This is a genomic window from Mycobacterium sp. NGS48, from assembly GCF_059812585.1.
Genome location: NZ_JCALCY010000003.1, coordinates 16216 through 28695, shown reverse-complemented (window position 1 = coordinate 28695; position 12480 = coordinate 16216). Strand labels below are relative to the sequence as shown.

At 66.3% G+C, this 12480-nt stretch carries 14 protein-coding genes; 5 read left to right on the top strand and 9 right to left on the bottom strand.

Translation table 11 applies throughout. The features are described 5' to 3' along the window. Window positions 1-132 precede the first annotated feature (132 nt). Complete coding sequence (gene rpmB, locus AC5Y42_RS06975; protein WP_499896853.1) at window positions 133-327, top strand: 50S ribosomal protein L28; 195 nt, start codon at window positions 133-135, stop codon at window positions 325-327. Here rpmB and AC5Y42_RS06970 read toward each other — a convergent pair. The 4 genes from AC5Y42_RS06970 to AC5Y42_RS06955 are packed head-to-tail and all read right to left on the bottom strand — an operon-like array spanning window position 314 to window position 3067. After that, window positions 314-1102, bottom strand: coding sequence for a DUF2127 domain-containing protein (locus tag AC5Y42_RS06970; protein WP_499896852.1), 789 nt, complete (start codon window positions 1100-1102; stop codon window positions 314-316). The two genes, rpmB and AC5Y42_RS06970, sit on opposite strands and share 14 nt — an antisense overlap. Before the next feature lie 40 nt (window positions 1103-1142). Further along, entirely contained in the window at window positions 1143-1826 is a 684-nt protein-coding gene (locus tag AC5Y42_RS06965; protein WP_499896851.1) for a uracil-DNA glycosylase, read from the bottom strand. After that, the gene (locus AC5Y42_RS06960) at window positions 1823-2113 is read right to left on the bottom strand and encodes a DUF1330 domain-containing protein (protein WP_499896849.1); all 291 of its coding nucleotides are present in this window, start codon (window positions 2111-2113) and stop codon (window positions 1823-1825) included. Before AC5Y42_RS06960 ends, AC5Y42_RS06965 begins: the two co-directional genes overlap by 4 nt. 9 nt (window positions 2114-2122) lie before the next feature. Next, the gene (locus tag AC5Y42_RS06955) at window positions 2123-3067 is read right to left on the bottom strand and encodes a thiamine-phosphate kinase (protein WP_499896848.1); all 945 of its coding nucleotides are present in this window, start codon (window positions 3065-3067) and stop codon (window positions 2123-2125) included. A gap of 51 nt (window positions 3068-3118) precedes the next feature. Here AC5Y42_RS06955 and AC5Y42_RS06950 point away from each other — a divergent pair, with 51 nt between their 5' ends. Beyond that, window positions 3119-3646 carry a DUF3515 domain-containing protein gene (locus AC5Y42_RS06950; RefSeq protein ID WP_499896847.1) on the top strand — a complete coding sequence of 176 codons (528 nt, stop codon included), beginning with the start codon at window positions 3119-3121 and terminating at the stop codon, window positions 3644-3646. 11 nt (window positions 3647-3657) lie between these two features. Here AC5Y42_RS06950 and AC5Y42_RS06945 read toward each other — a convergent pair whose 3' ends face one another. The 3 genes from AC5Y42_RS06945 to AC5Y42_RS06935 all read right to left on the bottom strand — a co-directional run bounded on the left by AC5Y42_RS06945 (window position 3658) and on the right by AC5Y42_RS06935 (window position 6933). Beyond that, window positions 3658-4767, bottom strand: coding sequence for a D-alanine--D-alanine ligase family protein (locus tag AC5Y42_RS06945; RefSeq protein WP_499896845.1), 1110 nt, complete (start codon window positions 4765-4767; stop codon window positions 3658-3660). Between the two features lie 61 nt (window positions 4768-4828). After that, window positions 4829-5932, bottom strand: a complete 1104-nt coding sequence (locus tag AC5Y42_RS06940; RefSeq protein WP_499896844.1) for a cystathionine gamma-lyase — start codon at window positions 5930-5932, stop codon at window positions 4829-4831. Continuing rightward, window positions 5929-6933, bottom strand: coding sequence for an NAD(P)H-dependent glycerol-3-phosphate dehydrogenase (locus tag AC5Y42_RS06935; RefSeq protein WP_499896842.1), 1005 nt, complete (start codon window positions 6931-6933; stop codon window positions 5929-5931). The genes AC5Y42_RS06940 and AC5Y42_RS06935 overlap by 4 nt, the downstream gene beginning before the upstream one ends. A 66-nt stretch (window positions 6934-6999) precedes the next feature. Here AC5Y42_RS06935 and cofC point away from each other — a divergent pair, with 66 nt between their 5' ends. The 3 genes from cofC (at window position 7000) to mutT1 (ending at window position 10972) form a co-directional block, all read left to right on the top strand. Then, on the top strand, window positions 7000-7653 hold the full coding sequence (cofC, locus tag AC5Y42_RS06930) for a 2-phospho-L-lactate guanylyltransferase (RefSeq protein WP_499896841.1): 654 nt from the start codon (window positions 7000-7002) through the stop codon (window positions 7651-7653). A gap of 55 nt (window positions 7654-7708) precedes the next feature. Further along, a complete protein-coding gene (locus AC5Y42_RS06925; RefSeq protein WP_499896840.1) occupies window positions 7709-9907 on the top strand; it encodes an RNA degradosome polyphosphate kinase in 2199 nt (732 codons plus the stop codon). Between the two features lie 72 nt (window positions 9908-9979). Next, complete coding sequence (gene mutT1 / locus AC5Y42_RS06920; RefSeq protein WP_499896839.1) at window positions 9980-10972, top strand: 8-oxo-(d)GTP phosphatase MutT1; 993 nt, start codon at window positions 9980-9982, stop codon at window positions 10970-10972. A gap of 63 nt (window positions 10973-11035) precedes the next feature. Here mutT1 and AC5Y42_RS06915 read toward each other — a convergent pair whose 3' ends face one another. Further along, window positions 11036-11674, bottom strand: a complete 639-nt coding sequence (locus AC5Y42_RS06915) for an HU family DNA-binding protein (RefSeq protein WP_499896837.1) — start codon at window positions 11672-11674, stop codon at window positions 11036-11038. A 200-nt stretch (window positions 11675-11874) separates the two neighbouring features. Beyond that, entirely contained in the window at window positions 11875-12471 is a 597-nt protein-coding gene (leuD, locus tag AC5Y42_RS06910; protein ID WP_499896836.1) for a 3-isopropylmalate dehydratase small subunit, read from the bottom strand. Between the last annotated feature and the right edge of the window lie 9 nt (window positions 12472-12480).

Genomic DNA, 12480 nt, shown 5'->3' with positions numbered 1-12480 from the left:
GCACGGCGGCTATTCTGGCCAGGTTGTTCGGGCCACCCGTCTCGGTAGCGCGCTGCGACGATGCAGGCCGGAACGGCCTGAGGAGGAGCAGGGCTACCTGCCCCGGCCCAAGAGACTCGAGGAGTTATACACATGGCCGCCGTCTGTGATATCTGCGGGAAGGGCCCCGGCTTCGGCAAGTCGGTGTCGCACTCGCATCGCCGGACCAGCCGCCGCTGGGATCCCAACATCCAGACCGTGCGTGCCGTGAGTCGCCCGGGCGGCAACAAACAGCGGCTCAACGTGTGCACCTCGTGCATCAAGGCGGGCAAAGTCAGCCGCGGTTAGCTGCCTCAGCCCGGCCTGCTTCCTGCAGGCCGGCACGTTCAACGGTCAACAAGCTTTCTTCTCGATGTTCCTTGTGGTACGCCTTTGCGCCGCCGTTGAGCCCGAATAGCCGTTTACTCCACAGCAGCCAGATCACCGCGATGATGTTGACCAGCAGCGCGGCTACTCGCAGAGTTGTCACCTTCTCGGTGAGTTCGTAAATTTCCAGCGGAAGAAAAACGCTGGTCGCGATCACCGCGAAGTACTCGCCCCACCTTTGCACCAGCCACAATCCAACGGCTTCGACAAACTCGATCAGGGCATACGCGGCCAGGCCGAGCACGATCCACAGCAACGTCGACGACGACAGCGTGAGCGCGTGACCGATGTGGCTCACGATTTTCGAGTTATCCGGGTCCCAGCCGAGCTGGTTGGCCAGCGGACGAAGGAGAGGGAGATCCTGCTCGAAGGCCTGCTGCAACCGTTCGCGTGAGCCGCGGACCTTGAGCACACCGGCCGCCACGAGCAGCACGATGATGCCTCGAATCGCGCGTTCCACGGCGAGCGCTCGCATCAATGTCCGGTCCCGTAACAATCGCCCGCGCGGCACTTCCGGTGCGGTGTCTGCCGGACCGCGCTGCCGCGGTGCACCAACCACAAAGGTTTCGCATCGCAGACAACGCCATGCCTCCCCGACCGGAGTATCGACCTTCAGCCGCTCCCGAAGCGCCGGCTCATCGGGCGCAAATGTCGCATGCCCGCGCAATCCGCATGAGCGCAAAGCGAAATCCACCATGCCCGAACGCTAGTGTTCCGGCGGCGGGAACCGCAGCGAGTCAGGGCAATCGCCAGTCGATTGGTTCGGCGCCCATCTGGGTCAGCAAGTCGTTGGCGCGGCTGAACGGCCGCGAGCCGAAAAACCCGCGCGACGCCGACAGCGGCGAGGGGTGCGGCGATTCGATTGCGACACAGTCTTGGCCGGCCAGCATCGGTTTGAGCGTCGAGGCATCGCGGCCCCACAAAATAGCCACCATCGGTTTGTGCCGATCCACCAGCGCGCGGATGGCGCACTCGGTGACGGCCTCCCAGCCCTTGCCCCGATGCGACGCCGCCTTGCCCGGCTGCACTGTCAGCACCCGGTTGAGCAGCATCACCCCCCGTTGCGCCCACGGCGTGAGATCACCGCACGACGGCGCGGGATGGCCAAGGTCTTTGGTGTATTCGGCGAAGATGTTCTCCAGGCTGCGCGGCAGTGGCCGGACCTGTTCGGCCACCGAAAAGCTCAAGCCGACTGCATGCCCAGGCGTCGGATACGGGTCCTGGCCGACGATCAAAACCCGCACCTGGTCGAACGGGAAAGTGAAGGCGCGCAGGACATTCTGCCCCGCAGGCAGGTAGTGCCGCCCGGCCGCGATCTCTGCGCGCAGAAATTGCCCCATCTCGGCGACCTTTGCGCCTACCGGTTTTAGCGCACGTGCCCAGCCGTCTTCCACCAGATCAGCCAGCGGCAGCGCGGTCACGTCAAGCCTTTGACCAGCAGCACCACGGTATCCGCACCCGCTCGGCGATCCGTCGAAATGTCTTGGTATTCCGGCGATTCGGCCCAACCGCGGAAAGCCTGCTCGTCGGGGAAGGACATCAGCACCACCTTCTCCCGATCCCAGCGGCCCTCCACCACCCGCGGTGACTCGTCGGCCGCCAACAGCGTTCCCGGATGGCGATTGAACACCTCCATGAAGTTCGCCTGATACCGGTCGTAGGCGGCTCGATCGGTGAACCGCAGCTGGGCAATGGCATAGACGGTCACCGCGTCACCTTAGCGGGCAAAGGATTCCCAGCCCGCATCTCCCGTCCATTCTTTTCCGTCGACGAGCACGCGCGCTGGGCCGTCGAGCACCCGCCCGATGACCCGCCAGTGCGCCGGGACCGGGCCGGCGAACGCGGCGACCAGCGCGTGGTCTTCTCCCCCGCCGAGCACCCACGACCACGGGTCGGCGCGCACGGTCTCGGCGGCGGCCGCCACCGCATCGCGGTCAACCGACAATGCATCGGCGTCCAGGTCGACGCCAACGCCCGACGATTCGGCGAGGTGGCCCAAATCGGCTACCAGACCGTCGGAGATGTCGATCATCGCCTCGGCGCCGGCCTCGGCGGCGGCACGGCCCTGCCCGTAGGGCGGTTGCGGCACCAGATGTCGCCGCCGCAAGTCGTCAAAACCTTCGATACCGCTGTGCCACAGCGCATATCCGGCTGCCGATCGGCCGAGCTGACCGGCAACGGCGATGCGCGACCCGGGCCGTGCCCCGGCGCGCCGCACCGGCGCGCGGCCGCCAAGGTCGCCGAGCACCGTCACCGCCACCACCCACTGCGGGCAGCTGACCAGATCTCCGCCGGCGATGCCGGCGCCCACCCGTTCGGCCTCCTGCCACATCCCGTCCGCCATTGCGCTGACGTCTTCGACCGGTGTCTGCCGTGGTGCGCCGAACCCGACGACGAACGCGGTCGCCCGCCCACCCATCGCCTCGATGTCGGCGGCATTCTGGGCGATGGCTTTGCGGCCGACGTCGTGCGGTGTCGACCAGTCCAGCCGGAAGTGACGCCCCTGCACGAGCATGTCCGTCGACACCGCGACCCGCCCGCCGCCGGCGAGTACCACCGCGGCGTCGTCACCCGGGCCGAGAGCAACGGCATCCGGTTGCCGTCGGCCCCGCACCAGCTGGCCGATCATGCCGAATTCGCCGAGATCGCCCAGAGTGCTCACGCCACCTCCTGGCGGGTACGTTTTGTAGGACTGCGGGGAGTGTAAGCACGCATGGACAACCACGACGGACCGCCGCGCGCCTTATTGATCGTCGCGCTGATATTGGCGGTCGGCGCGATCGGCGCGGTCCTGGCGGTCGCCGCGACCCGCCACCCGTCCCGGCAACCAGTCGCGATCGCCGCTGCGCCCGCACCACAGGCGCAGAATCCGGCCTGCCGGGCCTTAATGGCCGCGCTGCCCGAGCGACTCGGCGATTACCAGCGCGCCGCGACCGTGCAGCCGTCGCCGGCCGGCACCGCCGCATGGCAGACCCAAAGCGACAGCGAGCCCGTCGTGCTGCGTTGTGGTCTCGACCGGCCGGCCGATTTTCTGGTGGGCGCCCCCATCCAGGTCGTCAACCGGGTGCAGTGGTTCCAGGTGCGCCAAGACGACAGGTCTACCTGGTACGCCGTGGACCGACCCGTTTATGTGGCGCTCACGTTGCCGCCGGCCTCGGGACCCGCACCGATCCAACAGATATCGGATGCGCTCGACCACACCATGGCGGCGGTGGCGATCACCCCGGCGCCGCCCGGCTGATTCGCCGCAATTCAGCGCAGGCCGACTCCGCGGGCCAATGCGGTCTCGACCATGGTCGCCAACAGCGTCGGGTAGTCCACGCCGCTGGCCGCCCACATCCGGGGATACATCGAGATCGTGGTGAACCCGGGCATGGTGTTGACCTCGTTGATCAGCGGCCCGTCCTCGGTGAGGAAGAAGTCCACCCGGGCCAGTCCTTGGCAGTCGATCGCCTTGAACGCCCGGATCGCCAGTTCGCGCACCGCGTCGGCCACCTCGTCGTCGACTTTGGCGGGCACGTCGAGTTCGGCGGCGTCGTCGAGGTATTTGGTGGCGAAGTCGTAGAAGGGGTCTTCGCGGCCGCGCACCCCGGCCACCCGGATCTCGCCGAGTGTGCTGGCTTGCACTGTGCCGTCGGGGAATTCGAGCACTCCGCACTCCAATTCCCGGCCCACAATCGCGGCTTCGACGATCACCTTGGGGTCGTGCCGCCGGGCGTCGGCGACAGCGGCGGGCAGCTGGTCCCAGCTGGTCACCCGGCTCACGCCGATCGAGGAGCCGCCGCGCGCGGGCTTGACGAAGACCGGCAGGCCGAGTCGCTCACGGTCGGCGAGATCCAGTGTCTTCTGCGCTGGCCGCAGCACAGTGTGAGCGCCCACCGGAAGCCCCTCGGCCACCAGCAGCTTCTTGGTGAACTCCTTGTCCATGCCCGCCGCGCTGGCCAACACTCCGGCGCCGACATAGGGCACCCCGGCAAGTTCGAGCAAACCTTGAATCGTGCCGTCTTCGCCGTACGGGCCGTGCAGCACCGGAAACACGACGTCGACCGAGCCCAGCACCTCCCCGGCCCCCGGCGACAGCGACACCAATTGACCGGCCCGCTCCGGGCTGGCCGGCAGCGCCAACTCAGCTCCCGATGCCGCCGTCACCCCTGGCAGCTGCCGGTTGGTGATCGCCAGCGCGTCCGGATCTCCGTCGGTGAGCACCCACGACCCTTCCGGGGTGATACCGACCGCCAGTACCTCGAACCGCCGCGGATCGAGGTTGCGCAGAATGCTGCCCGCCGACACGCACGAGATGGCGTGCTCGCTGCTGCGTCCGCCGAACACGACGGCGACGCGGGTACGGTCACGGGCACTCACAACCTAGAGAGGCTACCGGGTCGGTGCTGGGAAGCCGGGTACGGCGCTGCTGCCTGCGGATTCAGTTTGCTAACGCGTGTTCGATGTCGGCCAGCAGGTCGCCGGTGTCCTCGATGCCCAGCGCGATGCGCGCGAAACCGTCCGGGACGCAATCTCCCCAGCGGGCGCGGCGATCGACCGAGGTATGCAGGCCCCCGAAGCTGGTGGCCGCGGTCAGCAGCTCGCTGCGCTCAACGAGTCGATGCACCGCAGCGGCGTCGGCCAACTCGACGGACACCATGCCGCCGAATCTGCTCATCTGCGCCGACGCGGCCGGATGGGCCGGGTCGTCGGCCAACCCGGGGTACCGGACCGCACGCACCGCCGGATGGTCATTCAGCATCGTCGCGAGGGCCTGCGCGTTGCGGCATTGGCGCTCGAATCGCAGACCCGCGCTGCCGACGCTGCGCAGCACCAGCCAGGCTTCGAAAGCACCCAGGATGGCCCCGGCCAGCAGCCGTTCCCGCTCGACGGCGGCGATCAACTCCAGCTGGTTGCCGGCGACATATCCGGCCACCACATCACTGTGACCCGACAGCGCCTTGGTTGCGCTTGCCACCGCAAGCTCGGCGCCCAGCGCCAGCGGTTGCTGCGCCAGCGGTGTGGCGGTGGTGTTGTCGACGACCAGGCGCGCACCGCGTCGGTGGCAGGCCGCGGCCAGCCGGCGGAGGTCCACGACGTCCAGCCGTGGATTGGCCGGTGTCTCGGCCAGCACCACATCTGCGCGTTCGGCTGCCTCATAGATCTGCGCACAGTCCGCTTCGATGACCGTCACACCGAGCGGCGCCAGGTATTCGGCGGCGTAGTGGCGCACCTGGTAATACCCGTCGGCCGGAATGACCAGCACCGCTCCGGGTTTGGCCAGCACGCGCAGCACGGCGCTGATCGCCGCCATGCCGGAGCCGAACACCAATGCCGCAGCGGCGCCTTCCAGCTGGGCCAGCGCCGATTCGAGCTGCCGCCAGGTCGGATTCGAGTTGCGCCCATAGGCGTCCAGCGGCGCGGACTCGTCGGTGGACAAGTGGTAGGCCGACGCCAGCACCGGCGACGGCGCCATCGGCAGCCCCGGAACCGCCGGCGAACTGACGGCTTTCAGGGTGCGAGTGGAATCGCCGTAACGCGTCATTCTGGTTTGGTGCTGCGACCCAGCAGCAGCAGTACGGCCTCGCCGACCGACAGCCCCTTGTGACAGACACGGTGAACCGCGTCGGTGAGCGGCATCTCGACGTCGTAGCTGGAGGCCAGGGCCAGCACCGACTCGCACGACGTCACACCTTCGACGGCCTGGCCGTCCCGGGCCTGCAGCGCCGATTCCATTGTTCCCCCGCGGCCCAGGCATTCACCGAACGATCGGTTCCGCGACTGCGGCGACGTGCAGGTGGCCACCAAGTCCCCCACTCCGGCCAGGCCGGCCAGCGTTGCGCCCTTGGCTCCCACTGCTATCCCGAGTCGCATGATCTCGGCCAGCCCGCGAGTGATGATCGCTGCCGCGGTGTTTTCGCCGAGGTCCACGCCGACCGCCATTCCACAGGCCAGGGCGATGACATTCTTGCATGCGCCGCCGATCTCGGTCCCGATCACATCGGCGTTGGTGTACGGGCGGAAGTAACCGGTGTTCAGCGCGCGCTGTATTGCCACGGCGCGTCCGGAGTCGCTGCAGGCGACGACGGTGGCGGCGGGTTGGCCGGCTGCGATCTCGCTGGCCAGATTCGGTCCGGACAGCACCGCGACCTGTGCCGGATCGACACCGGTGACCGCGACGATCACCTGGCTCATCCGCATCAGGGTTTCCAGCTCGATGCCCTTGGCCAGACTGACCAGCGTCGCGCCCTCGCTGACCAAGCCGGCCCATTGCTCGAGATTGCTCCGCATCGTCTGCGCCGGAACGCCGACCAACACCGTCGACGCGCCGCTGAGCGCCTCGGCGGCGTCGGAGGTGGCCCGGATGGCCGGTGACAACCGCACGCCCGGCAGGTAATCAGAGTTACACCGGGTGGCATTGATTTCCGCGGCGACGTCGGCGCGGCGTGCCCACAGCGTCACCTCACTGCCGGCGTCGGCCAGCACCTTGGCCAGCGCCGTGCCCCATGCGCCGGCGCCCATCACTGCGATGGAGCCTTCCGTCATTGCGTTCACCCTAGTCTGCCGGGTGGACTGCGCCGGGCGACGAAACCGGGCTGGCAGGATTGCGGCATGAACGGCAGGCACGCCGACGCGGAGGCTGATGTCGGCTTGATCATCGCCGTCAAACGGTTGGCGGCCGCCAAGACCCGGTTGGCGCCGGTGTTCTCGGCGCAGACCCGTGAAAATGTGGTGCTGGCCATGCTGACCGACGCGTTGACCGCGGCATCCCGTGTCGCGTCGGTGCGCTCCATCACCGTCATCACACCTGACGATGCCGCTGCCGACACGGCGGCGGCCCTCGGAGCCGAGGTGCTGTCGGACCCCACGCCCGAAGGTCATCGTGACCCGTTGAACAACGCGATCGTGGCCGCCGAACGGGTAGTGGTCGACTCCATCCCGAATGTCGTTGTGCTGCAAGGGGATTTGCCGTCATTGCAAACTCAGGAACTCGCGGAGGCGATCGCCGCCGCACGCAGCTACCAACGCAGCTTCGTCGCTGACCGGCTCGGCAGCGGAACGGCGGCGCTGTGCGCGTTCGGCGCGGCGCTCGACCCGCGGTTCGGGCCGGATTCAGCCGCGCAGCATCGGCGTTCGGGCGCCATCGAGCTGACCGGCGCGTGGCCGGGCCTACGCTGCGATATCGACACTCCCGACGATCTGGCTGCCGCTCGCCGCCTCGGTGTGGGTCCGGCGACAGCTCGGGCGATCGGCGGCGTCAGGTGAACAGCACACCAACGGCGGATGGATGTCGGTCGGCTGGTGGCAGTAGCACCCGTCGATGAGTCATGATCGAACAGTGACCGAAACCGAAGCCAGGGAGGCAGCCGAGGCGCGCCCGGACGCCACGGTGTGGCACCCGGGCGACTCGGCACCAGGCGCGCCGCCCGCCGCAACTGCTGCTGCCGCAATCGAGAACGCACTTCCCGAGCACCGATATCTCAACCGCGAGCTGAGCTGGCTGGATTTCAACGCGCGCGTCCTGGCCCTGGCCGCCGACACGTCGCTGCCGTTACTGGAGCGGGCCAAGTTTCTGGCGATCTTCGCCTCCAACCTCGACGAGTTCTACATGGTCCGGGTGGCCGGCCTCAAGCGCCGCGACGAAATGGGACTGTCGGTGCGGTCGGCCGATGGCTTGACCCCACGCGAACAATTGCGTCGCATCGGGGAGCAAACTCAGCACATCGCCAGCCGGCACGCACGGGTGTTCCTCGATTCGGTGCGCCCCGCGCTCGCCGAGCACGGTATCCACGTCGTCACGTGGACCGAGCTGAACGAGGATGAGTGCAAGCAACTGTCGGAGTATTTCCACGAGCAGGTCTTCCCGGTTCTGACACCGTTGGCTGTTGACCCGGCTCACCCGTTTCCGTTCGTCAGTGGCCTGAGCCTGAATCTGGCGGTCACCGTCAAGCAACCCGACGACGGCGGCACTCACTTCGCCCGGGTCAAAGTGCCGGACAATGTTGATCGCTTCGTCGAGCTCGCTGCCCGCGAAAATGCCGACGGCAAAGCGCAAGTCCGATTCCTGCCGATGGAGGAACTGATTGCGGCTTTCCTGCCGGTGCTGTTCCCCGGCTTGGAAATTGTGGAGCACCACGTGTTCCGCATTACCCGCAATGCGGACTTCGAGGTCGAAGAAGACCGCGACGAGGACCTACTGCAAGCCCTCGAGCGGGAACTGGCGCGCCGGCGATTCGGGTCGCCGGTGCGGCTCGAGGTCGCCGACGACATGACCGAGAACATGTTGGAGTTGCTGCTGCGCGAACTCGACGTGCACCCCGGCGACGTGATCAACGTGCCAGGGCTGCTGGACCTGTCGTCGCTGTGGCAGGTCTACAAACTCGACCGTCCGGCATTGAAGGATCCGACATTCGTGCCGGCCACTCATCCGGCGTTCGCCGAGCGGGAGACGCCCAAAAGTATTTTCGCCACCCTGCGCGAAGGCGACATATTGGTGCATCACCCGTATGACTCGTTTTCCACTAGCGTGCAGCGCTTTATCGAACAGGCGGCAGCCGACCCGGGCGTGCTGGCGATCAAACAAACGCTGTACCGCACGTCGGGTGATTCGCCGATCGTCACTGCGCTCATCGACGCTGCCGAGGCCGGCAAACAGGTGGTGGCGCTGGTCGAGATCAAGGCCCGCTTCGACGAGCAGGCCAACATCAAGTGGGCACGTCAGCTCGAGCAGGCCGGCGTGCATGTGGTGTACGGGCTCGTCGGGCTCAAGACACATTGCAAGACATGTTTGGTGGTGCGTCGTGAGGGGTCGACGATCCGGCGTTACTGCCACGTCGGCACCGGCAACTACAACAGCAAGACCGCGCGACTCTACGAGGACATCGGCTTGCTCACCGCAGACCCTGACATCGGTGCGGACCTGACCGACCTGTTCAACTCGCTCACCGGCTACTCACGAAAACTGACCTACCGCAATCTGCTGGTGGCTCCGCACGGTATTCGCACCGGCATCATCGAACGCGTGCAGCGAGAGGTCGAGGCGCACCGCGAAAGCGGCAACGGAAGGATCCGGCTGAAAGCCAACGCACTCGTCGACGAGCAGGTCATTGATGCGCTCTATCACGCGTCGCAGGCCGGGGTCTGCGTCGAGGTGGTAGTGCGCGGAATTTGCGCACTGCGTCCCGGCATGGAGGGGTTCTCCGAAAACATCACCGCCCGCTCGATTCTCGGTCGCTTCCTCGAGCACTCGCGGGTCTTCCACTTCGGCGCCATCGACGAGTTCTGGATCGGCAGCGCCGACATGATGCACCGCAACCTCGACCGTCGCGTCGAGGTGATGGCCCAAGTCAAAGATCCCCGGCTGACAGCACAAATGAACGACATGTTCGAGTCGGCACTGGACCCGGCCACCCGCTGCTGGGAATTGGGATCGGACGGCCAGTGGACCGCGTCACCGCAGGCCGGTCACACCGTACGCGACCATCAGGTATCGCTGATGGAGCGGCACCGCAGTCCTTGACTGAAATCTCTACCGACCGACCGGCCAGGCGCTGTGTACCAGCGGCGCCCCGATTGACCTGCAGGAGTGAGGGTGTCGACACAGAACTCGCCGGAGCGTCCAGCGAGCAAGATCGTTTGTGCCGGTGGCGCGGTGCTGTGGCGGCCAGGGCACCACGAAGCCGATGTCGAAATCGCGCTCATCCACCGCCCGCGCTACGACGACTGGTCACTGCCCAAAGGCAAAGTCGATGCCGGTGAGACCGAACCGGTGGCCGCCGTACGCGAGGTCTTCGAAGAAACCGGCCACCGCGTGCATTTGGGTAGGCGTATCGCAACGGTGAGCTACCCGATCGAGCAAGGCACCAAGAAAGTGCTGTACTGGGCGGCATGCAGCCTCGGCGGGAATTTCAGCCCGAACCGCGAAGTCGACGAGTTGCTGTGGTTGCCGGTCGCGGCGGCGATGAAGAAGGTGTCCTACCCGCAGGATCGAAAGGTTTTGCGCCGGTTCGTCAAACACCCGGCCGATACCCAGACCGTATTGGTGGTCCGGCACGGCACCGCGGGCAGCAAGAAGCGGTTCTCCGGAGACGACACCAAGCGCCCCTTGGACAAGAAGGGGCGTGCGCAGGCCGAGGCACTGGTCGGTCAGCTCTTGGCCTTCGGCGCCGACGATGTCTACGCGGCCGACCGGGTGCGGTGCCACCAGACGGTGGAACCGCTGGCCGAAGAGTTGGGTGTGGTCATCTGCAACGAGCCCATGCTCACCGAGGAAGCCTATGCCGATAACCCCAAGCAAGCCCGGCGCCGGGTTTTGCAGATCGCCGGCCTGCGCGACGGTGCGCGCCGTCAATCGGCCCGACGGCAGGGCAGGCGGTCGGAGCCGAGCCCGACGCACATCCCGGTGATCTGCACGCAGGGCAAGGTGATTCCGGATCTGATCGATTGGTGGTGTGACCGCGACGGCGTGCGCCCCGACAAATCGCGCAACCGCAAGGGCAGCACCTGGGTGCTGTCGCTATCGGCGGGGCGTCTGGTGGCTGCCGATCACATCGGCAGCGCACTGGCCACCAACGTGGTGACCTAGCACGCGGATTCGCCGCGGCCGGCCCAAGCTAGGGCCGAACCGCGGCGAATCTGCGTACTGTGATTACCTGCGACCGCGCCGGGCGGTGGCCTTCTTGGCCGGCGACTTCTTGGCGGCAGACTTGCGGGCCGGAGCCTTGGTTGCAGTCTTGCGCGCCGTCGACTTCGTCGCTTTCCTTGCCGTCGACTTGGTGGCCTTCTTGGCCGGCGCCCGCTTGGTTGCGGCCTTCTTAGCCGGCGTCCGCTTGGTCGCGGCCTTCTTGGCCGGCGACTTCTTCGCGGCGGCCTTCTTGGCCGGAGCCTTCTTCGCAGCCTTCTTGGCGGCCGACTTGGTCGCCTTCTTGGCCGGTGATTTCTTCGCCGCCTTCTTGGCGCCGCTTGCTACCACACCACGTTTCACGGCAGGTCCTTCCGATGGGAGACGCTGTGCGCCAGAGACAACGGCTTTAAATTGTGCGCCGGGGCGGAATGCCGGCACCGATGTCGGCTTGACCTTCACCGTCTCGCCGGTGCGGGGATTACGGGCGACGCGTGCTGCGCGCCGCCGCTGTTCGAACACACCGAAGCCGGTAATGGTGACGCTGTCGCCCTTGTGCACCGCGCGCACAATGGTGTCGACGACGTTCTCCACGGCGGCGGTAGCCGACCGACGATCTGAGCCCAATTTGTCTGTGAGTACGTCAATGAGCTCTGCTTTGTTCATCCAAACCCTCCGAAGCCAGTGGCCCTTGTTGGACCGACTAGTGGACACGGTAAACCCTGACACCACTGATTTCCAAGAGCCACGCGCAATTTCAGGCGGCAATAACGGACTTTTTTGCAATCCGGTTGCCGCCCTTGGTCGGTGGCGAGGCGGCCAAATGGTCCGGGTGTAAGGCCGGAATTCGGGCCTTTACGGGTGGGTTAGGAAGCCGGAAGAGTGCGCGGTTTCCAGGCTTTCCGCGCCTCCTCGAAAGACTCGATCTGATCAAGTTTCTGCAGCGTAAGGCCTATATCGTCGAGGCCTTCGGCCAGTCGCCAGGCGGTGTAATCGTCAATCGTGAACGGCACCACCACCGTTCCGGCGGTCACATTCCGATCTTGAAGATTGACAGTGATTTCCAACCCCGGATGCTGCTCGATGAGCTTCCAGAGCAGTTCGACATCATCTTGGGCGACTTCGGCCGCTAAGAGGCCTGCCTTGCCCGCGTTCCCCCGGAAAATGTCGGCGAAGCGCGATGAGATCACCACCCGGAATCCATAGTCCATCAGTGACCACACCGCGTGCTCGCGTGAGGATCCGGTTCCGAAATCAGGCCCGGCGACGAGTACTGAACCCCGGTCGAATGGGCTGAGATTGAGCACGAATGACGGATCGCTGCGCCAGGCCGCGAACAATCCGTCTTCGAAACCCGTTCGGGTCACCCGCTTCAAATAGACGGCAGGAATGATCTGATCGGTGTCGACATTGGACCGCCGCAGCGGAACTCCGATACCGGTGTGGGTACGAAAGGCTTCCATGCCCGTTCC

What these genes read in the sequence shown, in the direction of transcription:
- AC5Y42_RS06925 (WP_499896840.1), top strand. Translation starts at nt 7,709, where the DNA reads ATGAGTCATGATCGAACAGTGACCGAAACCGAAGCCAGGGAGGCAGCC.
- AC5Y42_RS06915 (WP_499896837.1), bottom strand. Translation starts at nt 11,674, where the DNA reads ATGAACAAAGCAGAGCTCATTGACGTACTCACAGACAAATTGGGCTCA.
- AC5Y42_RS06935 (WP_499896842.1), bottom strand. Translation starts at nt 6,933, where the DNA reads ATGACGGAAGGCTCCATCGCAGTGATGGGCGCCGGCGCATGGGGCACG.
- rpmB (WP_499896853.1), top strand. Translation starts at nt 133, where the DNA reads ATGGCCGCCGTCTGTGATATCTGCGGGAAGGGCCCCGGCTTCGGCAAG.
- AC5Y42_RS06950 (WP_499896847.1), top strand. Translation starts at nt 3,119, where the DNA reads ATGGACAACCACGACGGACCGCCGCGCGCCTTATTGATCGTCGCGCTG.
- AC5Y42_RS06970 (WP_499896852.1), bottom strand. Translation starts at nt 1,102, where the DNA reads ATGGTGGATTTCGCTTTGCGCTCATGCGGATTGCGCGGGCATGCGACA.
- cofC (WP_499896841.1), top strand. Translation starts at nt 7,000, where the DNA reads ATGAACGGCAGGCACGCCGACGCGGAGGCTGATGTCGGCTTGATCATC.
- leuD (WP_499896836.1), bottom strand. Translation starts at nt 12,471, where the DNA reads ATGGAAGCCTTTCGTACCCACACCGGTATCGGAGTTCCGCTGCGGCGG.
- AC5Y42_RS06940 (WP_499896844.1), bottom strand. Translation starts at nt 5,932, where the DNA reads ATGACGCGTTACGGCGATTCCACTCGCACCCTGAAAGCCGTCAGTTCG.